The sequence below is a fragment of the Paraburkholderia sp. SSBN10T genome, assembly GCF_056619545.1.
This window is the reverse complement of sequence record NZ_JBWQQI010000002.1, coordinates 60,842-81,224: the sequence shown is the minus strand read 5'-3', so window position 1 is coordinate 81,224 and position 20,383 is coordinate 60,842. Positions and strand designations below refer to the sequence as shown.

Annotated in this window: 18 protein-coding genes; 11 read left to right on the top strand and 7 right to left on the bottom strand. The window is 63.9% G+C overall.

The genetic code is table 11. From position 1 onward, the window contains the following. Window positions 1-81: 81 nt before the first annotated feature. The gene (locus AC1ECK_RS02970; protein WP_480315717.1) at window positions 82-1,050 is read left to right on the top strand and encodes an aldose 1-epimerase; all 969 of its coding nucleotides are present in this window, start codon (window positions 82-84) and stop codon (window positions 1,048-1,050) included. 139 nt (window positions 1,051-1,189) lie between these two features. On the opposite strand, the gene AC1ECK_RS02965 is transcribed toward AC1ECK_RS02970, so the two are convergent. After that, window positions 1,190-1,987, bottom strand: coding sequence for an endonuclease/exonuclease/phosphatase family protein (locus AC1ECK_RS02965; protein ID WP_480315715.1), 798 nt, complete (start codon window positions 1,985-1,987; stop codon window positions 1,190-1,192). Window positions 1,988-2,015: 28 nt separating this feature from the next. After that, window positions 2,016-2,507 (bottom strand): hypothetical protein, encoded by a 492-nt coding sequence (locus AC1ECK_RS02960; protein WP_480316450.1) that lies wholly within the window; start codon window positions 2,505-2,507, stop codon window positions 2,016-2,018. Window positions 2,508-2,818: 311 nt separating this feature from the next. Between AC1ECK_RS02960 and AC1ECK_RS02955 the strand changes: the two genes are divergently transcribed. The 4 genes from AC1ECK_RS02955 (at window position 2,819) to AC1ECK_RS02940 (ending at window position 7,142) form a co-directional block, all read left to right on the top strand. Beyond that, the gene (locus AC1ECK_RS02955) at window positions 2,819-3,796 is read left to right on the top strand and encodes an AAA family ATPase (protein WP_480315713.1); all 978 of its coding nucleotides are present in this window, start codon (window positions 2,819-2,821) and stop codon (window positions 3,794-3,796) included. Window positions 3,797-4,093: 297 nt separating this feature from the next. Further along, window positions 4,094-5,200 (top strand): NAD(P)/FAD-dependent oxidoreductase, encoded by a 1,107-nt coding sequence (locus tag AC1ECK_RS02950; protein ID WP_480315711.1) that lies wholly within the window; start codon window positions 4,094-4,096, stop codon window positions 5,198-5,200. Between the two features lie 113 nt (window positions 5,201-5,313). Next, entirely contained in the window at window positions 5,314-5,625 is a 312-nt protein-coding gene (locus tag AC1ECK_RS02945; protein ID WP_480315709.1) for a high-potential iron-sulfur protein, read from the top strand. Window positions 5,626-5,852: 227 nt separating this feature from the next. Continuing rightward, window positions 5,853-7,142 carry an MFS transporter gene (locus AC1ECK_RS02940; protein ID WP_480315707.1) on the top strand — a complete coding sequence of 430 codons (1,290 nt, stop codon included), beginning with the start codon at window positions 5,853-5,855 and terminating at the stop codon, window positions 7,140-7,142. A 33-nt stretch (window positions 7,143-7,175) separates the two neighbouring features. Here the strand turns inward: AC1ECK_RS02940 and AC1ECK_RS02935 are convergent, their stop codons facing one another. Then, window positions 7,176-8,666, bottom strand: a complete 1,491-nt coding sequence (locus tag AC1ECK_RS02935; RefSeq protein ID WP_480315705.1) for an amidase — start codon at window positions 8,664-8,666, stop codon at window positions 7,176-7,178. A gap of 15 nt (window positions 8,667-8,681) precedes the next feature. Next, window positions 8,682-9,380: a dienelactone hydrolase family protein gene (locus tag AC1ECK_RS02930; RefSeq protein WP_480315703.1), complete on the bottom strand. Its 699-nt coding sequence runs from the start codon at window positions 9,378-9,380 to the stop codon at window positions 8,682-8,684. Window positions 9,381-9,626: 246 nt separating this feature from the next. Between AC1ECK_RS02930 and AC1ECK_RS02925 the strand changes: the two genes are divergently transcribed. The 3 genes from AC1ECK_RS02925 to AC1ECK_RS02915 all read left to right on the top strand — a co-directional run bounded on the left by AC1ECK_RS02925 (window position 9,627) and on the right by AC1ECK_RS02915 (window position 13,446). Continuing rightward, window positions 9,627-10,733: an NAD(P)H-dependent flavin oxidoreductase gene (locus AC1ECK_RS02925; protein ID WP_480315701.1), complete on the top strand. Its 1,107-nt coding sequence runs from the start codon at window positions 9,627-9,629 to the stop codon at window positions 10,731-10,733. Window positions 10,734-11,153: 420 nt separating this feature from the next. Beyond that, a complete protein-coding gene (locus AC1ECK_RS02920; RefSeq protein WP_480315699.1) occupies window positions 11,154-12,299 on the top strand; it encodes a branched-chain amino acid ABC transporter substrate-binding protein in 1,146 nt (381 codons plus the stop codon). A 151-nt stretch (window positions 12,300-12,450) separates the two neighbouring features. After that, complete coding sequence (locus AC1ECK_RS02915) at window positions 12,451-13,446, top strand: cupin-like domain-containing protein (protein ID WP_480316448.1); 996 nt, start codon at window positions 12,451-12,453, stop codon at window positions 13,444-13,446. Between the two features lie 183 nt (window positions 13,447-13,629). Here the strand turns inward: AC1ECK_RS02915 and AC1ECK_RS02910 are convergent, their stop codons facing one another. Next, window positions 13,630-15,285, bottom strand: a complete 1,656-nt coding sequence (locus tag AC1ECK_RS02910) for a collagen-like triple helix repeat-containing protein (RefSeq protein WP_480315697.1) — start codon at window positions 15,283-15,285, stop codon at window positions 13,630-13,632. A gap of 255 nt (window positions 15,286-15,540) precedes the next feature. Further along, entirely contained in the window at window positions 15,541-16,752 is a 1,212-nt protein-coding gene (locus AC1ECK_RS02905; RefSeq protein WP_480315695.1) for an MFS transporter, read from the bottom strand. A gap of 218 nt (window positions 16,753-16,970) precedes the next feature. On the opposite strand from AC1ECK_RS02905, the gene AC1ECK_RS02900 reads away from it, so the two are divergent. The 3 genes from AC1ECK_RS02900 (at window position 16,971) to AC1ECK_RS02890 (ending at window position 19,792) form a co-directional block, all read left to right on the top strand. Next, a complete protein-coding gene (locus tag AC1ECK_RS02900; RefSeq protein WP_480315693.1) occupies window positions 16,971-17,639 on the top strand; it encodes a HugZ family pyridoxamine 5'-phosphate oxidase in 669 nt (222 codons plus the stop codon). Window positions 17,640-18,027: 388 nt separating this feature from the next. Continuing rightward, window positions 18,028-18,327 (top strand): H-NS histone family protein, encoded by a 300-nt coding sequence (locus AC1ECK_RS02895; protein ID WP_480315691.1) that lies wholly within the window; start codon window positions 18,028-18,030, stop codon window positions 18,325-18,327. A 268-nt stretch (window positions 18,328-18,595) separates the two neighbouring features. Beyond that, the gene (locus AC1ECK_RS02890; protein ID WP_480315689.1) at window positions 18,596-19,792 is read left to right on the top strand and encodes a cation diffusion facilitator family transporter; all 1,197 of its coding nucleotides are present in this window, start codon (window positions 18,596-18,598) and stop codon (window positions 19,790-19,792) included. Between the two features lie 90 nt (window positions 19,793-19,882). Here the strand turns inward: AC1ECK_RS02890 and AC1ECK_RS02885 are convergent, their stop codons facing one another. Continuing rightward, window positions 19,883-20,341, bottom strand: a complete 459-nt coding sequence (locus AC1ECK_RS02885; RefSeq protein ID WP_074263115.1) for an Lrp/AsnC family transcriptional regulator — start codon at window positions 20,339-20,341, stop codon at window positions 19,883-19,885. Between the last annotated feature and the right edge of the window lie 42 nt (window positions 20,342-20,383).

The window sequence follows — 20,383 nt, the reverse complement described above, 5'->3', positions numbered from 1 at the left end:
TGTGGCGTGCGATTCTCGGTCGCGCGGGCGCTGTGAGCCGAGGTGCGCCGCATTCCGCCCGAGGCCCTTCTGATCTTCACCATGCGCGATGTTTCCTTGAAGCCGATTCGCTTGCCTGCAGCAGACGCGCTCGCCCTCGACGATCCCCAACTGATCGAGCTTGCCAGCGGGACGATGCGCGTGCTGGTGGCACCGCACGTCGGCGGTTCGATTGCGGCGTACTACGAGCGCGCCGCCGCCGGCCCGGTGCACTGGTTGCGGCCCGCCACCCAGGCGGCGCTCGACGAACGCGATCCGCTGCGCATGGCGAGCTTCCCGCTGCTGCCGTATTGCAACCGCATCCGCGATGCGCGCTTCGTGTTCGCGGGCCGTACCGTCGATCTGGCCGGCGACGGCAACCGCTTCGCCCACGCGCTGCACGGTCACGCGTGGCGTCGCGCATGGAGGGTCGGCGCACGCACGGCGAGTTCTGTGGAACTGCACTTCGAGCATGTGCCCGATCCGCAGGCGCCGGGAGACTGGCCGTTTCGCTACCGCGCGCTGCAACGGATCGAACTGGCGGGAGATACGCTGCGGGTGACCTTGTCTGCGCGCAATCTGGCCGGACAGCCGATGCCGTTCGGCATGGGGCATCACCCGTATTACCCGCGTACCGAACAGACGCGCGTCCATGCGCAGGTGCAGGGCATGTGGCACGCCGACGGCGAGGTGCTGCCGACTCACCTGGGCCCGCATGCGGCGGTCGATGCGCTGCGCGAAGGGATGTCCGCCGATGCGTTCGATCTCGACAACAACTTTGCCGGCTGGTCGCGCAGCGCGACGATTGCGTGGCCGGACGAAGGCCGGCAACTGACGTTGACGGCGCAAGCGCCGTTCGATCATCTGGTGGTATTTGCGCCGGCCGCGCAAGCGCTGCTGTGTGTCGAACCGGTCACCAACACGACCGATTGCTTCAATGCCAGCGACCCGCGCGAGCACGTCGGCGGCTGCGTGCTGATGCCGGATGAAGAGATGACGGCGAGCGTCAACTGGACGCCGCAGCGGCTGTAGGGAATCAACAGCGACCATCTTGCATGGGACCGGAGTAAGCGCTAACTCTGGTCGACCGCTCTGCATGGGATCAGAGTAACCGCTAAAGCGCCAACTCTGATCGACAGCGGCGAGTCACGGCGCTGCCTGAGCGCTGCGCTCACTCCACTCGCAAACGCGCCATATACGGCAAATGATCGGATAGCCAGGCCGTCTCCTGGGTCGGCTGGATCCACTCGACCGGCCGCATGCCGCGCACGAACATCTTGTCGAGCGCGAGCGCCGGTGAAAACGCCGGAAAGGTCCGGCCGGATTCGCCGAGCAGGGTGGCCACCTCATACAGACCGTGTTCGCCGAACAGCGGCACCGAGTCGTTGCGCCAGTCGTTGAAATCGCCGGCGAGCACGAGCGGCCCCTGCGGCGCCTCTTTCGCAATCCAGTGCGCGATCCAGTGCATCTGCCGCAATCTTGCCGCGCGCGTGAGCGCCAGATGCGCGCACAACAGCGTCACCGAATGGCCGGCGAAGGTGGCGCGCGCTACCAGCAGGCCGCGCTTTTCGAAGCGGTGCGCGGAGATGTCCCAGCGTCCGCCGAGATCGAGCGGGTGTGGCGAAAGAATGGCATTGCCGTGCCGCCACGACGGTTTGAAGACGTTCGGGCCGAGGGCGATCTGCAACTCCAGCGAGCGGGCGATTTCGGTGGCCTGGCAATGCCACACATCGTCGAGCGGGTCGCGCAGCGGTGCGCCGAAACCGCCTGACAGCACTGGCGACGGCATGCGCCGCGCCATCGCTTCCTGCAAAAAATAGGCGTCGGCGTGGGTCGATTGCACCCAGCGCTGCATGGCCTGCCAGGCCTGAAAGCCGAGCGGCGTGCGCCCCTTGTGCAGGTTCCAGCTCACTGCGATGAAATCCTTGGGTTGCACGCTCTCGCGGATGAGTTCTTCGGGGTTTCGCATGCCGCGTGATCCACGTTTTTCGTTGATATCAGGAGTGACCGGCGAGGTTGGCGCGGACTCGATACACAAGGTTCGGATTCTTGTCGACGATCTGCCAGGTGGCCCATTGGCCCGCCGGCACCTTCAGGCCGGGATGATTGGCCGTCACCTCGCGCGGCTGCGGCGGCAGCTTGCAGCCGGTATCGGTTTGCTGTGCGGCGTCGTCCTCGAGGGTTTCCTGCGCGTCGATGGCCAGTGTGACTTCTTGCGCATCGGCTTGCTGCGGCGAGACCGTCAGTGTGCGCGACAGGTCGATGCTGCCGCCGGGCACATCCTTGCAGCCGACATTGTGCTGCGCCACCTGATGATGAGTATCGGTGCGAGCTTGGCCGACCGTCGTGCTGCCCTCGAACGAGTCGATCTGCTGGCCGTCGCGCATCACCTGCAACTGCCATTGCACGACCTGCGGGGCCGCGGGCTGCTGCGCATGAGCAAGTAACGAAGTGCCGAACAGCACGGCGGCGAGACTGGTTTTCCACATCATTGACGGCTCTCCGGGGCACTGGGTCCGGTGGGATGACAGGCGTTCATCTTACGCCTGAAGATCGCAACCTTTTTCTGACATCCGTGCGAGGGGCGGGTTCAGCAACACTGCATTTCAGATGGAGACGCAATCGACCCGTTCAACCGCAACCCTGCCTGGCTGGAGGCGGCACAAGGTCCAAGGGTCTGGGTGTTAGCAGCAGACCCGCATGGCTGCTCGCTTGCGCCCGAATATTGCATCGTTACACTGGAATTGAAACGGCGCCTGGCCGGCGCCGTAGCCGCAGGACCAGCATGACGGGGTGAGCTATGACAACAGCAATGGTCAAACAGGAAATCGCGGTGGCGTCGTTTAGCAAGGTCTACGACCTCGAGCGGGTCGAAACCGCGCTGAACGATCTGAGCGAAGGGGCGAGCGAGGCGCTGCGCGCGACCTACGAGAAGATGCTGAAGACCGGCAATCTGCGCTTTTGCGTGAAGCCGAACCGGATGCCGTCCATCGACGATCTGGTCGAGGCGCTGCCCAACTTCAGCGAGCCGCTCGACGATGTGCGCAAGCAGGTCGCGCTGTGCCTCGAAACCGAGGACCGTCTCGAACTGATGCCGATCCTGTTGCTCGGCGACCCCGGCATCGGCAAGACGCATTTTGCGAAGCAGCTTGCGCGGCTGCTGGGGACTTCATATCACTACGTCGCGATGAGTTCGCTGACGGCGGGGTGGATTCTCTCGGGTGCTTCGTCGCAATGGAAGAATGCCAAGCCGGGCAAGGTCTTCGAGGCCCTCGTGCACGGCAGCTATGCGAATCCCGTGATTGCCGTCGACGAGATCGACAAGGCCACCGGCGATTCGCAATACGATCCGCTCGGTGCGCTGTATGCGCTGCTCGAGCATGACACGGCGCAAACCTTCATCGACGAATTCGCGGAGATTCCGATCAACGCGGGTCATGTGATCTGGATCGCGACCGCCAACGACGAGCGTGGCATTCCCGAGCCGCTCCTGAACCGGATGAACGTCTACGAGATTCCGCCGCCGGATCACGAAGGCGCGCGCCGCATCGCCCAGTCCATCTATGCTGAAATCCGCTCCGCCCACGGCTGGGGCCAGCGCTTTCCCGCCGAACTGGGCGAGCCTGCGCTCGATGCGCTGAAGCACGCGTCGCCGCGCGAAATGCGCCGCGCGATTCTGAACGGCTTCGGGGCTGCGCGCATCGACGGCCGCGACTGGATCGACGCCGGCGACATCCGGCTCGACCACGGCAACCGGCGCAAACCAATCGGCTTTTGAGCGACGCGCGAGGCGTCGCGTCATGGCAGTGTCACATGCGGCGCTCATATCAGATGAGCGGGCCGGGCGCCGAGGGCGTACACTGAAGCTGTCCGTCACACAGACTCAGGACCCGGATCGATGCCCGCAGTCGTTGCGACTGCGGGCATTCGTTTCTGTACGGTGCCGTGCAATTGTGTCGTGTGGGCAGGACGCGTTCGACAGCGAGCGGTGTGCGGCACGAGACAGCCGTCGCCGCTCTTCATCTTCATCAGATGGACGAGGGGTCGCGCGGTGCGGCAGGCCGCGTCAAGAGACATGGATCAGATCGAATGTGTGGTAATCGGCGCCGGTGTCGTGGGCCTGGCGGTAGCGCGTGCGTTAGCGGCACGCGGTCGCGAAGTGATAGTGCTGGAAGCGGCCGAGGCGATCGGCGTAGGCACCAGTTCGCGCAATAGCGAAGTGATTCACGCGGGCATCTACTATCCGCGCGGTTCACTCAAGGCGACGCTGTGCGTGCGCGGCCGCGATATGCTCTACGACTACTGCGAAGAACACGGCGTGCCGCATTCGCGATGCGGCAAGCTGCTCGTGGCGACTTCGCGCAACCAGGTGCCGCAACTGGAAAGCATCATGGCGCGCGGCAAGGAAAACGGCGTGCTCGACCTGCTGCGAATCGGCGGGGCCGAAGCGCAAGCGCTGGAGCCGGCACTCGAATGCGTGGAGGCGGTGTTTTCGCCGCGCACGGGGATCGTCGACAGTCATCAACTGATGCTCGCGCTGCAGGGCGATGCCGAACGCGACGGCGCGGTGTGCGCGTTCCATGCGCCGGTCGAGGCGATCGAGTCGAGCAACGGGCGCTTCGTGGTGAAGGTCGGCGGCGCCGCGCCCACCACGATCAGCGCGGCATGCGTGATCAATAGCGCAGGCCTGCAGGCCAATGCGCTCGCCCGGCAGATTCGCGGACTCGATGCGCGGCATGTGCCGCCGCTCTATCTGGCGCGCGGCAATTACTTCAGCATCTCGGGGCGCGCGCCGTTTAGCCGGCTGATCTATCCGATGCCGAACGAGGCGGGTCTCGGCGTGCACCTGACCATCGATCTCGGCGGCCAGGCGCGCTTCGGCCCCGATGTCGAATGGGTCGATGCGATCAACTACGATGTGGACCCGCATCGTGCGGACTCCTTCTATGCCGCGATCCGCGCCTATTGGCCGGCGCTGCCCGACGGCGCGTTGCAGCCGGCCTATGCGGGCATTCGTCCCAAGCTCTCTGGTCCGGGCGAACCGGCTGCCGACTTCGTGATTCAAGGGCCGGCCGCGCATGGCGTACGCGGACTGGTCAACCTGTTCGGGATCGAATCGCCGGGCTTGACCGCGTGCCTCGCGATTGCGCAGCGCGTGTGCGAACTGGCCGGGCGGGCTTAACAATTTGCTTATCTCCATCATTTGAGCTGTCACGCGTGGCGGCTTCGTTGCTATGCTTGGGGACCGCTGTCGTTAGAACGGCGTCGAGTCCAATACAAATGGAGTGAGTCCCCATGAAGTCATCCCGTCGTAGTTTCCTGATTACGAGCATTGGCGTTGCGTCGACGCTCGCGTTGTCGCGCCAGGCCTTCGCCGACGCCCCCAAAGTTACCGAAACCGATCCGACCGCTCAGGCGCTCGGCTACAAGCTTGACGCCACCACGGTCGACAAGGCCAAGTACGCCAAGTACGCGGCCGGCCAGGACTGTGGCAACTGCAGCTTCTATCAGGGAAAAGCCGCCGACCCGTGGGGCGGCTGCCCGATGTTCGGCGGCAAGCAGGTTTCGGCCAAGGGTTGGTGCAGCGCATATAACAAGAAGGCCTGAGATCCCGGTGAGGGCCGTGCACCGGACGTGCCGTGCCGAATGCGCTGCAGCATCAGGGCGCGCTTGCCGGCATGGTTAGCCAAGGGGTCTGCCGCAGCGTGCGGCAGACCCCTTTTTCCAGCTTGAAAACCTTTACAGCGATCTTTACACTCGCAATGCGTTTGGCATGGCGCTAGCGGCTTGTCTTCAAGGCAGCACGCGACACCTTTCGAAGGCTGGAGATCCTGATGGCAGCGTCAAAGAGCCTCTACACGCGAGCGGTAGCGGCAGCCGTGATCGGCAATGCACTCGAGTGGTACGACTTCTCGGTCTTTGGCCTGATGACGGTGGTGCTCGCCGAGCTGTTCTTTCCCGCCCGTAGCGGCTATTCCTCCCTGCTTCTCACTACCGCCAGTTTCGGCGCCGTGTTCGTCATGCGGCTCGTCGGCGCCATCGTGCTCGGACTTTACGCTGACCGTGCGGGGCGTAAGGCGGCGTTGTCATTGGTGATGGCGCTGATGACGCTCAGTGTGCTGCTCGTAGCGATCGCACCACCGTATTCGGCCATCGGCATCGGCGCACCGCTGATGATCGTGCTGGGGCGCTTGCTGCAAGGTTTTTCGGCGGGCGGCGCGTTCGGCAGTTCCACCGCACTCCTGATCGAAGCGGCGCCGTTCTCGAAGCGCGGCCTCTACGGCGGCTGGCAGATGGCCAGCCAGGCGGCTGCGTTGCTGCTCGGCGCCGCGGTCGGCGCGGCGATCACGCGAGGTCTCTCGCCTGAAGCGCTGAAGTCGTGGGGCTGGCGCGTGCCATTTTTGCTGGGGCTCGTGATCGGGCCGATCGGTTTTTATATCCGCCATCATCTCGCGGACTCCGAAGCGTTTCTGCACGCGCAACAGACGGCGCGGCGCGCGACCCTGCGCGAAGTGCTCGCGCATCATAGCCGCGAAGTGCTATGCGGGCTCGGCACCGTGATCGCGGTGACGGTCACCCTTTATGTGCTGATCAACTATCTGCCCACCTTCGCGGTCAAGCAACTGAGGCTGCCCTATGGGCAGTCGTTCTACGCGGTGATCGTCGGCAACCTGCTGCTGATGCTGCTCTCGCCGCTGACCGGCGCATGGTCGGACCGGATTGGCCGCAAAAGGCTTGCGATGTGGTCGCTGGTGCTGACGCTCGTCTTGATCTACCCGCTGTTCGCATCGCTCGCGGCCGCGCCGAGCGTGCCGAAACTGATTCTGGTGCAAGCGGTTCTGTCGATCACGCTGTCCGGTTACTACGGTCCGTTCGGCGCGATGATCGCCGAACTGTTTCCGGCCAACGTGCGTTCGACGGGGCTGTCTCTTTCGTACAACCTGGCGGTGATGCTGTTCGGTGCGTTCGGGCAGTTGATCGTCGCGTGGCTCATCGAAACCACCGGCTCCCCGCTCGCGCCGACTTACTACGTGATGGGCGGCCTTGTCTTGTCGATCGTCGCGCTTGCCTATATTCCCGGCATGCGCCATGTCGATCTCGACGCGCGTCGCCGTCCCGCCTGAGCGCTGCGTCCGGCTTGTGGTGCTTAGTTATGTTTAGCTGCGCGCCGGCATCAATGGAGGACGTTTGGCAAACCAGGGCCGGGCGGCCTCGAGTTGCGCGGCGAGCCGGAACAGCGTGGCTTCGCCGCCCTCGCGCGCCGCGAACTGCACGCCCACCGGCAAGCCGCGTGCATTCCAGTACAGCGGCACCGACATCGCCGGCTGGCCGCTCAGATTGAACACCTCCGTGCAACCGGCCCAGGCGAACGCCTTGTCGGACGCTTCCGCGAGCATTCTCTTCAGCAGCAATTCGAGCGGCAGCGTGACGACCGCGCGCATCTGCAGGCGCTCGCTTGCGGTGGGCTGCATCTCGCCGATCTTGATCGGCGCAGAGGCCAGCGTGGCGCACAGCACCACGTCGTAGCGCGACAGCAGATCGGTGAGTTTCACGGTAATCCGGCGCTGTTCCTCGAGAGCCGCCGGCAAGGCGCGCTCGCCGAGCTTGCGGCCGATCTGGGCCATCGCCCAAGTGGCGATTTCGAACTCGTCGCGCACCGGCTTGCGGCCGGTGATGCGCTCCGCGTTCAGCACCATGTCGCGCGCCGTCAACGAACACAACATCAGGTAGGCATGCCGCACCGCCTCGAAATCGATACCGAGCGTGGCCGGTTCGACATGGTGTCCGAGCGACGCCGCGAGTTTCGCCGCGTCGTCGAGCGCCGCGCGTGCGTCGGCCGACAGCATGGGCGCGAGCATCGGGTCGGTCACATAGGCGATGCTCAATGGCCGGCACGGCTCGCTGACCGCGCCCAGAAACGTGCCGGGTGCGCCAGGTGGTTTTTGCTGCGCTTGCCCTGTCATGAAGTCGAGCAGCAGCGCGCTGTCGCGCACGCTGCGCGAGACCGCATGATCGACGCCGAGCTCGCCGGCGGCCGGCGCGTACAAACTGGGAATGCGTCCGCGCGACGGCTTGAGGCCGAACAGGCCGCAGCAGGAAGCGGGAATGCGGATCGAACCGCCGCCATCGGAGGCGTGCGCGAGCGGCACGATGCCCGCCGCGACCGCGGCTCCCGCGCCGCCGCTCGAACCGCCCGGCGTGTGGTCGAGGCTCCACGGGTTGCGGCAGGGGCCGAACAGTTCGGGTTCGGTATAGGGCATCTGCCCCAGTTCCGAGGTGCTTGTCTTGGCGAAGATGTTGAGGCCGGCCGCGCGGGCCAGCGCGACCACCGGCGCGTCTTCGCTGGGCACGAAGTGGCGGTAGTGACGGCTGCCCATCGACATTCGCAAGCCCGCCACGGGTGCGCCCAGATCCTTGATCAGATAGGGCACGCCCGCAAGCGGCCCGTCGCCGAGCGCGTGCGCATGATTGCGCGAGGCCCGTTGCCGGGCCGCCTCGTAGTCCTTGAGGACGATCGCGTTGATCGCGGGATTGGCCGCTTCGGCGCGCGAGATGGCCATATCGAGCAATTCGCGCGCGCTGGCTTCACGCGTGCGGACCAGCTCGGCGAGGCCGATCGCGTCATGGGCGAGGTAGTCGGACAGCACTCCCGGCCGCGCCCGTTACAGGTGTTCGCCGAGGAAGGTCAGCGTGCGGCCGTGCGCCAGCGCCGCGGCGTGCTGGTTGTAGGACGCGCGGTCGGTGCAGTTGAAGCCGTGATCGGCGTTTGCGTAGATATGGAATTGCGCGTCGCCACGGCCGGCGAAACGTTCCTGCACCTGGCCCACCGCTTCCAGCGGAATGCCGTGATCGAGCTCGGCGTAGTGGAACAGCATCGGCACCTTGATCTTCGCGGCTTCGTCGAGCAGGTTCTGGATCCCGCCGCCGTAGTAGCTCACGCCGAGGTCGATGGTGTGTTGCGCGGCGGCCAGATACGCGAGCCGGCCGCCGAAGCAGTAGCCGATTGCCGCCACCTTGCCGGTCACTTCCGGCATCGCGCGCAGGGCGGCCGCCGTCGCGCCGATGTCGGCCACGGCAAGGCCCACGTCGGTCTTCTGCATGATTTCAATGCCTTTGTCGCGGTCGGCGCCGGCGTAGGTCAGTTCGACGCGCGGCTGGGTGCGCCAGAAGAGGTCCGGCGCGAGCGCCACATAGCCGTCCTGGGCGTACTGGTCGGCAACCGCCCGAATATGGCTGTTCACGCCGAAGATTTCCTGAATGATGATGATGGCTGGGCCCTTGCCGCTCTTGGGCAGCGCCAGATAGCCTCCGAAACTGTCATTGCCGGCCGGAATGTCGATCCATCGGGAAGTCACGCTCACATTACTCTCCTTCAGATTACGGTGGTGCAGGCGGCCAGGGCCGCCGTGGGCCGGTCAGTTTGCCACTAAAAGAAAGGTGCTGCAGCGCGGCAGCAGGCGCCGCCGCCCGCGGTTCACAGGACTGCTTTCTCGACCTACGATGGAAACGTTCTCGATAATTCATTTTTCGTGGACCCGGTGCTCCAGTAGAGTCGGCAGCGTTGACCCGCAGCTCGCGCGGGCGCCCCCACGGGGAAGGATTCAATCATGACGAATACACACCGTTTTGCCTCGCCGTTTGCCGAACGTTTCGATTTGCGCGTGCCGGTCGTGCAGGCGCCGATGGCGGGTGGACCGACCTCGCCGGCGATGGTGGCGGGCGTATCGAACGCCGGTGCGCTGGGGTTTCTGGCTGCCGCGCCCTTTTCTGCGGAAAAGCTCGCCAGCGAGGTGGCCGCGATCCGCGCACTGACCGCGCGGCCGTTCGGCGTGAACCTGTTTGTGCTGGAGCCTTACGCACCGGACGAAGCCACCGTGCGCCGCGCGCTCACGGCGATCGACCCGCTGCGCGCCGAGCTCGGTTTGCCGGCCGGCAAGCCGCTCGAACGCTACGCGCCCGACTTCCGCGAGCAGCTCGAAATGCTGATCGAGTTGCGCGTGCCGGTGGTGAGCTTCACCTTTGGCTTGATCCCGCGCGAGGATATCGAGCGGTTGCACGCGGCCGGCAGCTATGTGATCGGCACCGCGACGCACGTGGCCGAAGGCGTGGCCTGGCGCGATCTCGGCGCCGACGCGATTGCCGCGCAAGGCGCCGAAGCGGGCGCGCATCGCGGCACCTTCATCGGCCGCTTCGAAGATGCCCTGGTGGGGACGATGGCGCTGGTACCGCAACTGGTGGACGCGACCGGACTGCCGGTGCTGGCCGCCGGCGGCATTATGGATGGACGCGGTATCGTCGCCGCGCTGGCGCTCGGCGCGCAGGCGGCGCAGATGGGCACGGCGTTCCTGACCTGCGCGGAGAGCACGATCCCGTCGGACTGGAAGGCCCGCGTGCGTTCAGCCCCGGATACGGCGACCAGCGTGACCCGGGCGATCACCGGCCGGCATGCCCGCGGCATACGCAATCCGCTCATGCAGCATCTGGGCGAGCACCTGGATACGGTGGCGCCCTACCCGGTGCAGAACGCGCTCACCCAGGAACTGCGCCAGACCGCGGGGCGGGCCGACAACGGCGACTATTTGTCACTGTGGTCGGGGCAGGGTGCGCCGCTTGGACGCAAGCGCCCCGAGGGGCTGCCGGCCACGGAACTGGTCGAACAGTTGCACGCCGAATGGCGCGCGGCGGCGGCCGAGATTGGCCGCCTTGCAGACTGAAAAGTCCGCCGCGCCCGCCGCCTCGCGCGACGGTTTGCGGCGTTCAATCGTTATTCAGTCAATTAACGGCATAGACCTGAAAAACCGTCAAACTGCCGTCGCAACACCTCCCCCGTCCCTGTGGAAACCCGCATGGGCTGGTGCTCTCCGGGGCGTTCACCGGTCCCCCGTTCGACCTTGTGGGATAAACGCTATTGGTGTTGATCCCACTTACTCAAAAAAATCCCACAAATTAATTTGATAGCCTACACTTGCGCGCAAGTACGCATAGCCGCTTGCCACAAACAGGCTGTCTGGCGTGCTGGCCAAGTGCATAAAACGATGCAACCGGCGTGATCGTCCACGGGACTGAGCGACACGAGAAGGAAGCGGGGGCACAGGGCGATTACGTTGTTTTTGGGACCGAAACTGGAGACTTACATGAACATCAAGATTCAAAAGCTGTTGCCGATCAGCGCTGCTGCCATGTTGTTTGCGTCGTTGGCAACGGGCGCGGTGGCGGACGAGGTCATCAAGATCGGCCACGTCGCACCGCTTACCGGCGGTATCGCTCACCTGGGTAAGGACAACGAAAACGGCGCCCGTCTGGCGGTTGAAGAAATCAACGCCAAGGGTCTGTCGATTGGCGGCCAGAAAGTCACGCTGCAACTGGACGCGCAAGACGACGCGGCTGACCCGCGTACCGCTACTCAGGTTGCACAGAAGCTGGTTGACGACAAGGTCGTCGCAGTGGTCGGCCACCTGAACTCGGGTACCTCGATTCCGGCTTCGAAGATCTATAGCGATGCAGGCATCGTGCAGATCTCGCCGTCGGCAACCAACCCGGCTTACACGCAACAGGGCTTCAAGACGACCTACCGCGTCGTGGCGACCGATGCGCAACAAGGCCCGGCACTGGCTAACTATGCCGCCAAGGATCTGAAGGTGAAGAGCGTCGCGATCGTCGACGACTCGACCGCTTACGGCCAAGGTCTGGCAAACGAATTCGAGAAGACCGCCAAGTCGCTCGGCCTGAACGTGATGTCGCATGACGCGACCAACGACAAGGCTGTCGACTTCCGCGCCATTCTGACGAAGATCAAGGGTGAAAACCCTGACGCCATCATGTACGGCGGCATGGACGCAACCGGCGGCCCGTTCGCCAAGCAAGCCAAGCAGCTCGGCCTGCGTGCGAAGGTTCTGGCGGGTGACGGCGTGTGTACCGACAAGCTGTCGGACCTGGCTGGCGACGCAACCGACAACATCGTCTGCTCGGAAGCCGGTATGGCGCTCGAGAAGATGGCTGGCGGCAAGGCGTTCGAAGCCAAGTACGAAAAGCGTTTCGGCCAACCGATCCAGATTTACGCTCCGTTCACGTATGACGCTGTGTACATCATCGTCGATGCTATGAAGCGTGCTAACTCGACGGATCCGGCAAAGATCCTGGCAGCGATGCCGACGACCGACTACAAGGGCGTGATTGGCGAAACGACGTTCGACGCGAAGGGTGACCTGCAGCACGGCGTGATCTCGCTGTATGACTACAAGGCAGGCAAGAAGACGCTGCTGGACGTGGTCAAGATGTAAGTGTTCACCACAGACGGCAGGCGTTTTGCCTGCCGTTTGCAGGATGATGCGAGGCGCGTATTCCGTTAGGAATGCGCGCCTTTTCTTTTGGGCCGCTGCGTGAGAGTCTAACGTTCGGACGATTGAACACGGGGAGACGACTGTGACTCGCATGAACGACGACATGCGTCGCTGGATTGCCGAAAATCTGTTGCTGGGCGCGCCGGCCCCTGTGCTGCATACGGCCATGCTCAACCAGGGTTTCGATGCGGACGAAGCAGCCAGGGAAATCAATGCCGCGGTTGCAAGTCCGTATCTGCAGGGCAGTGCGCGCTTGTGCAATCGTTTGCGCAAGCGCGACTGGACCTTATCCGTGTACGGTCAGCTCAGCCGGATGCGCGCGAGCGGTACCGCGGTCGAGCGGCGCGAGCGGCTCTCGCGCGACGAATTCTTTGAGCAGTACTACTTTCAGAATCGCCCGGTGATTATCACCGGCGCATTCGATACGTGGCCGGCGCGCACCCAATGGAGCTTCGATTACTTCCGGGCGCGCTGCGGCGATTGCGAGGTCGAGGTGCAGTTTGGCCGGGATTCGGATCCCAACTACGAAGTCAACCAGCCGAATCTGAAGCGGAAGATGCCGTTTCGCGAATATGTCGATCTGGTCGAACGGAGCGGCGCGACCAATGACTTTTATATGACGGCGAACAACACGTCGATCAATCGGGCCTCGCTTGCGGCGCTCTGGCAAGACGTGCCGACCATTCGCGAGTATCTCGATCCTACTTCGCCGGATAGCGGTTTTTTCTGGTTCGGTCCCGCCGGTACGAAGACACCGTTTCACCACGACCTGACCAACAACTTCATGGCGCAGGTGCTCGGGCGCAAGCGCGTCAAGCTGATTCCGATGTCGGATACGCCGTATATGTATAACGACTTGCACTGCTATTCGCAGGTGGACGGCGGCGCAATGGATGTGGCGCGCTATCCGGCTTTGCAGCAGGCGAACCTGATCGAATGCACGATCGGACCTGGCGATCTGCTGTTCCTGCCGATCGGCTGGTGGCATTACGTGGAAGGACTCGAGGCAGCCGTGACGATGACCTATACGAACTTCGTCGTGCGCAACGACTTCTGCAATAGCTACGACACCTACCACGAGCTGTAAGTGTGGTGCACGGCGCTGTCCGTTCTGCGGCATAACGTGCGTTATGTCGTGGTTTGCCGGGGTTCGTGTCTCTCACGCTTCATGACCCTGCCCGGCGTTCGTCGAGTGCGGCATAAAAAACGGCGGACCGGTTGCCCGGTCCGCCGCCCCCCTGGTACTGCTTTTTCTTCTTTTTCGCTGCCTTTATTTTTTCGGCAACAGCCCGCCTAGCAGGCCTCCCGAGCTACTGCCCGAGCCGCTGCCGGAACTGCCGCTGGAGCCGCTGCCTGAAGTCGCGCCGCTCAGGCCGCTTGTCAACGAGCTGACAAGCCCGGTGACCGGCGAGAGCAGGTTGGTGCTGGCGCTGCCGCTGCCGCTGGCTGCGCCGTTCCCGCTTGCCGAACCGGATACGGTGACGCTCCCGGTCACCGAGCCCAGCGCGCCGGTGAGCGACGAGACCGCAGACGTGACCGGCGCCAGCAGATTGCCTGACCCACCCGTGCCACCTGCGCCGCCTGTCGCGCCGCCGAGCGCGCTGGTCACCGAGGTGAGGGCGCCCGTGAGCGGCGCAAGTGGGCTGCCCGAGCCGCTGGCGCCCCCCAGGCCGCCTGTCAACGACGAGGTGACCGAGGTCAGCACACCGGTGATCGGCGCGAGTGGATTGCCGGAGCTGCCGCCCGTGAGGCCGCCGCTCAGCGTGCCCGGCAACGCCGTCAGGATGTTGCTGATCGGCGCGAGCGGGGTTCCGCTGAGCGGGTTGCTCGTGCCGGTCAGGATGCCGGTGATCGGCGCCAATGGGTTGCTGCTGCTCGCGCCGCTAGTCAGCAAACCGCCCGCCGACGTGACGGTGTTACCGAGGTTGGTGACGACATTGCCGAGGCTTTGACCGATCGGGTTGGTGGTTGCGCTGCTGATCTGGTTGCCCGCGTTGTCGAGTCCGTGGCCGATGGTCGACAGCAGGCCGTTCAGCGGCGCGCCGAGACCGGTGGTGTCGCCGACGGTTTGCGTCGTCTGCGCGAGCGTGGTGGTGATCGGCGTAATGGCCGTGTTGACCGATTGGGTGACCTGCTCGATCGGGCCGGTGGACAGCGTCGTGCCGAGCGTGGTGCCCAGTCCGCTGACGGCGTTGCCAACCGCCGAGACGGTCGTGCCGAGCGGCGTAGTCAGCGGGCTGAGCGGTGCCGTCGGACCGCTGCCGAGGCTGGTGACCAGTTGGCCGGTGCTGTTGACTGCCTGGCCCACGTCATAGACGAGGTTGCCGCTGCTCGACAGGGTCGTGCCGAGCGGATCGGTCGAGACGCCCAACTGACCGAGGCCGTTCGTGGCGCCCGTGCCGAGTGCGGTGACGCCGTTGCCGAGATTCGACACGACGTTGCCGAGCGCGGTGGTGGTCGCCGTGTTGCCGCCGGGGATCGGGGTGAGTCCGATCTGGCTGCCCAGTGCGGAAACGGTCTGGCCAGTCGCGGTGACGACGTTGCCCGTGTTCTGGACGAGCGCACCGATGGCGTTGGCGCTGGGCGATGGGGTTGGTGTGGGCGTTGGCGTGGGTGTAGGCGTCGGTGTAGGCGTAGGTGTCGGTGTCGGCGTTGGAGTCGGAGTCGGAGTCGGAGTCGGAGTCGGAGTGGGCGTTGGCGTGCCGCTACCCGAGCCAGACCCAGAACCCGAACCCGATCCGGAACCAGACCCAGAACCGCTTCCCGAACCACTGCCGGAACCACTACCCGCACCGGTCACGACGCCGCTGCCGGAACCACCGCCAAGGTTGGGCGACTGCTTGGTCAAGGTCGATCCGCAACCTTGAAGAACCATCATTGACGACACACACATGGCGATGGCCGTCATTTGGAAATTGCGATTCATGTTTCTGCTCCCCCGGTATTGAACTGATGGGGAGCTAACTGCAAGGCCTATGCCATTCGTAAGACGTGATCGTCCAGCAAGGATAAATCCTTAAAAATCAAGGCGAAGGAAGGAAGTGAGAACGTCACGGCGAGTGCCGCGGGCAACCATGTGTCACGGAACATGGCCTCGCACCCGGCGCGTGTAACGTAACTCACGGGGGTGTGTTTCCGGCGGCGGCACACGCCGCTCAGCGGCGTGCTGAGCCAATCCGCATCAGATTTTCAAACGGCGCAGCACCTTCGGTCCGGCGAACGCGATCAGCGCCGAACACACCGCGACCACCGACAGCCCGATCGGCAGATTGGTGACCTGCGTCACGCCGCCGATGATCACGGGCCCGAGCAGCAGGCCGAAATAGGCGAGTCCCGCGACATGCGCGAGCCCCTCGGCCGCGTGGATGCCTTCGACCCGCGCGGCCGCCGCGAACAGCACCGGCATCATGTTCGCCAGCCCAAGGCCCATCAACGTGAAGCCAAACAGCGCAGTGAACGAATACGGCAGCAGCAGCGCGCCGATCATCCCGGCGCACGCGAGCGATGCGCTCGCCATGACCAGTTGCGGCGCGCCGAAACGGGCGCGCACGGCATCGCCGGCAAAACGGGCCGCCGCCATGCCGCCGGAAAACGCCGCGTAGGCCGCGCTCGCAAGCGCGGGTGTCGTGATGACAACGTCGCGCATATAGATGGTGGCCCAGTCGTACATCGCCCCCTCGGCGATCAACGCAACCAGGGCTGTGGCTCCGAGCGCCCACAGCGCCGGGGAGCGCCAGCGGTTGGCGCGCGGCGTCGCGGCATCCGGATGGTCGGCGTGCGGCACGTGCGGCAAGACCGCGGGGCAGGCTATCAGCAGGACCAGCGCGCTCAGCACGGCGGTCAGCGCCAGGTGCACGGCGGGCGCCATGCCGCGCGCCAGCAGCGCTCCGCCGACGGCCGCGCCAACCATCCCGCCGACGCTGAACATGCCGTGCAGCGAGGACATGATCGGCCGTCCAAGCGTCTGCTCGACCGCGCTTGCCTCGGCGTTCATGGCGACGTCCAGCGTCGCCATGCCGGCGCCGAACAGAGCCAGCACCGCCAGCAGCAGCCAGTAAAACGGCACGACGAGGATCAGCGCCGCGCAGAGCGCCATCGCGAGGCCGCCGGCGAGACACGCGCGACGGGTGCCGACACGGGCAATCCACGACGCATTGGTCGCCATTGCAGTGATCGAACCACCCGCCACCGCCAGCAGCGCGAAGGACAGCAGCGCCGGATTCAGGTGGAAGCGGTCGCGCACGGTCGGCACATGCACCCCCCAGGACGCGTACATCATCCCGGCGATAAAGAAGAGCGCCATGGTCGCGAGGCGGGCGCGCTTGAGCGAGGCGGCCGGCAGGTCGCGATGCGCGGCGGGAAGCGCGGTGAAACCGGATGGACGGTCGGACACGGAAGTCTCGTTGGCGGACACGGCTAGGAGGAGCAAGAATCGGAAATGAGGAAACGGGCGACGCCGAGAAAGCCGCCTGAAAGCGAACTTCAGATTCTAACGAAGCAGCCGCAGTCCTGCAGACGAGCGGTGAACTAATATCTCTATCTATCCGCTCTCACGACCGCGCTGTTTCACAGCAGACGCTCGAGGACACGCCATCCACCGAGGACGCGCACTTGAATATCCCTGCTCACGCCCCGCTCCATCTGCTGCATCAGGCCGCGGCCGGCACGCTCGCGACCCACTCGCGCCGGCCCGAGGGCTTTCCCTATCCGTCGATTCTGCCGTTTGCGCCCGATGCGCGGCACCGTCCGACCATCCTCGTGAGCCGGCTCGCCGAACACACGCGCAACCTGCAGGCTGATGCGCGTGCCGGATTTCTGGTGGCGCACGCTCCGGATGGCGACGTGCTCAACGGTCAGCGGGTCACGCTGCTCGGTTCGTTCGAGATGGTCGAACTGGAGCCTGCCGCGGTGCGCCGTTACTTGCGCTATCACCCGGACGCCGAGCGCTACCTCGCGCTAGGCGATTTCGATTTCTGGGTGATGACGCTCGAGCGGCTGCGCTATATCGGTGGCTTTGGCGCCATGGGCTGGCTCGACGGCGCCGAGCTCGATCCGCTGGACCCCGTCCCGCTCGACGACGAGTGCGCGTTGCTGGCGTGGTTCGACGCTCACCCTCGGCGGACGCGTGACCTGGAACTGCTGGGCATCGACCGCTATGGCGCGGATCTCAAGAAGGGGGCTTTGCGAAGCCGCTTCACATTTAAAAGCGTCGCCGAAGACACCGATTCCTTGCACGTAGCACTAGAAGATTGCATAGCGTGGCATATGAACGATTCATGACGACTCCTATTGCGGGAAAACACCGAGTCGTTGATGCATCCGGACTATTTATCTCGTATTTTTCTATGAATCTACGGAAAAGCTTTCATCCCGTGAAATGTTTTGGTGCAATCCACATATTAATTTTCATAATTTGAGAGTTGATTCCAGCATTTACTCCCTCGGCGGCTAGTTTTTCCATATCCTGCGAAAAAGAAGTAAATGAAAGGTTTGCTAACGTCGTCGCTAACGGAAATTTTTCGAAACGAAACTTAATTAATTTAAGAGTTCGACTTTTCCGCGCTTTCTATTTTGTGTTAATCTCGCCTGCAAATTCCGAGGCATGAACACCTTCAAAGGGCAAACCGGCTCAGACTGGTAGTCATTTATCCAAACCATAAGGGAACCTATGTCTTCCTACAAGGAACTACTCGCGCAGCGAGAGAAGCTGGAAAAGCAGATCGAAGAAGCAAAGTCGCGTGAATACGCGGAAGTGTTGAACGAGATCAAGCAGAAGATGGCCGACTACGGCATTACGCTCGCTGAGTTGGGCGGCGGCCGTGGCAAGAATGCGAAAGTGGGCCGCCCGCGTGCCGGCGTCGCACCGAAATATCGCGATCCGGATAGCGGCAGCACATGGTCCGGCCGCGGCAAACCGCCGCGTTGGATCGCCGGTCAGGATCGTGAGAAGTTTCTGATCCAGCGTTAATTGCACTACTCCGGTAGTGCATTATCGCGCTACCGGCCAAAGAACCGCGCAACCTTCAGGTGCGCGGTTTTTTTTGTCTTCCACTATCTATCCTGCTCACTGCGCGGACACAGGTTTCCTGTGCTTCGTGCAACCATTCGGCCTTACATGGAACACGAATGCTTCGTGTTTAGATAAGCATCTGATTTAAAAGAAAAATTTAGGGGATTAGAGAATTTGTCACAGTGCGGCGGTTAGAATCCGGACATTCAAAATCCAGTCCGCACACATGCTCTCCACTCTCGACGCCCAATCCGCAGAAAAACACGACGTCGCGCGCAAAAGTACGTTTGTCAGTATCGCGCTCAATACGGTGTTGATGGCGCTGCAAATCGTCATCGGCGTGATTGCCCATTCGCAGGCACTCGTCGCCGACGGCGTGCATTCGCTCGCCGACCTGGTTTCGGATTTTGTCGTACTGATTGCCAATCGTCACAGTGGTGCGCAGCCGGACGCCGATCACAATTACGGCCACAGCCGCTATGAGACAGTCGCTTCGCTGTTTCTCGGCGCACTGCTTATTGCCGTGGGCGTCGGGATGTTGTGGCGCGCCGGAACGCGCCTTGCGGATTTGCAGGATATTCCGGCGGTTCATCTGAGTGCGCTCGCCGTTGCCGTGCTGGTACTCGTCTCGAAAGAAGCCTTGTTTCGTTACATGCTGCGTGAAGCGCAACGCGTGCGTTCGGCCATGCTGATTGCCAACGCCTGGCATGCGCGTTCCGATGCGGCTTCATCGCTGGTGGTCGCGATCGGCATTATCGGCAGTCTGGCCGGCGTGCGGCTTCTCGATCCGATTGCGGCCGCGATTGTCGGTTTCATGGTCGCGCGAATGGGTTGGACCTTTGGCTGGGATGCGCTGCAGGATCTCTCGGACCGCGCCCTCGACGATGCCGCGACCGACGATGTCCGCACGCTGCTGATGTCCACACCCGGCGTGCGCGACGTGCACGAACTGCGCACGCGCAAGATGGGCGACTTCGCGCTCGTCGATGCGCACATCCTGGTCGATCCGTTGATCTCCGTTTCTGAAGGGCACTACATTGCCGAGTCGGCGCGCTCGCGCGTGCTGACCGATAGCCGGGTGCTCGATGCGCTGATCCACGTCGATCCGGAAAACGATGCAGTGGCGCGGCCGCCGGCCAACTTGCCGCCTCGCGAGCGCGTCGTCGCGGAGGTCGAGGCGGCCTTGGCCGCGCAGGGCGAGCACGCCGCTGCGGTGAATATTCACTACTTGAGCACCGGTCTCGATGTCGACGTAACGCTGTCCGCCAGCGATAGCGACGCGCAGCGCCTGGCGCAACTGGACCTGACGGGATTGAAGAACCGGCTCGGCGCACGCCACCTGAGCGTGTTGCGGGCCATGGATGCGGATTTGCCCAGCGCGGCGTCCACGCAACCGTCCGCGCAGCGCCACGATATCGCCTAGGACAGGCAGGACCGGCAGGTCCGGCGCACAGGCCGGCGGGCTATCGCGCGGAGACCATCGCAGCCAGTTAGCCGCGCGGCACCGAAGCTCCTAAAGCGGCAGTTGCGTGTCGAACTTGATCTCGCGCAGCACGACGCTCGTGCGTACTTGCGCGACCGCCGGAATCTTGAAGATGCGCTCGTGCAGAAACGCATCGTAAGCCTTGATGTCCGGCGCGACGATCTTGAGGATGTAATCGGATTCGCCTGTGGTGCTGTAGCACTCGGTCACTTCGGGACAGGTGGCGATCTCCCGCTCGAACTGTTCGACCCCGCCCTCCGTGTGCCGCGTCAGATGGATGTGGGCGAGTGCGCACACATGCAGACCGAGCTTTTCGCGATCCAGCAAGGCCGTGTAGCGCTGGATCACCCCCGATTGCTCCATGTCCTTGATCCGCCGCCAGCACGGTGTGCTGGACAGGCCGACCTGGTCGGAGATCTCCTGCACCGAGCGGCGAGCGTCGAGCTGCAACAGGCGCAGGATCTTTTGAGAGAACGTATCGAGTGTCAACTGCGCCTCCGTTGGCATGCCATGTTCCTAATAGTAGAGGCG

What these genes read in the sequence shown, in the direction of transcription:
- AC1ECK_RS02970 (WP_480315717.1), top strand. Translation starts at nt 82, where the DNA reads ATGCGCGATGTTTCCTTGAAGCCGATTCGCTTGCCTGCAGCAGACGCG.
- AC1ECK_RS02940 (WP_480315707.1), top strand. Translation starts at nt 5,853, where the DNA reads ATGGCAGCGTCAAAGAGCCTCTACACGCGAGCGGTAGCGGCAGCCGTG.
- AC1ECK_RS02920 (WP_480315699.1), top strand. Translation starts at nt 11,154, where the DNA reads ATGAACATCAAGATTCAAAAGCTGTTGCCGATCAGCGCTGCTGCCATG.
- AC1ECK_RS02955 (WP_480315713.1), top strand. Translation starts at nt 2,819, where the DNA reads ATGACAACAGCAATGGTCAAACAGGAAATCGCGGTGGCGTCGTTTAGC.
- AC1ECK_RS02910 (WP_480315697.1), bottom strand. Translation starts at nt 15,285, where the DNA reads ATGAATCGCAATTTCCAAATGACGGCCATCGCCATGTGTGTGTCGTCA.
- AC1ECK_RS02950 (WP_480315711.1), top strand. Translation starts at nt 4,094, where the DNA reads ATGGATCAGATCGAATGTGTGGTAATCGGCGCCGGTGTCGTGGGCCTG.
- AC1ECK_RS02925 (WP_480315701.1), top strand. Translation starts at nt 9,627, where the DNA reads ATGACGAATACACACCGTTTTGCCTCGCCGTTTGCCGAACGTTTCGAT.
- AC1ECK_RS02890 (WP_480315689.1), top strand. Translation starts at nt 18,596, where the DNA reads ATGCTCTCCACTCTCGACGCCCAATCCGCAGAAAAACACGACGTCGCG.
- AC1ECK_RS02945 (WP_480315709.1), top strand. Translation starts at nt 5,314, where the DNA reads ATGAAGTCATCCCGTCGTAGTTTCCTGATTACGAGCATTGGCGTTGCG.
- AC1ECK_RS02960 (WP_480316450.1), bottom strand. Translation starts at nt 2,507, where the DNA reads ATGTGGAAAACCAGTCTCGCCGCCGTGCTGTTCGGCACTTCGTTACTT.
- AC1ECK_RS02915 (WP_480316448.1), top strand. Translation starts at nt 12,451, where the DNA reads ATGAACGACGACATGCGTCGCTGGATTGCCGAAAATCTGTTGCTGGGC.
- AC1ECK_RS02965 (WP_480315715.1), bottom strand. Translation starts at nt 1,987, where the DNA reads ATGCGAAACCCCGAAGAACTCATCCGCGAGAGCGTGCAACCCAAGGAT.
- AC1ECK_RS02895 (WP_480315691.1), top strand. Translation starts at nt 18,028, where the DNA reads ATGTCTTCCTACAAGGAACTACTCGCGCAGCGAGAGAAGCTGGAAAAG.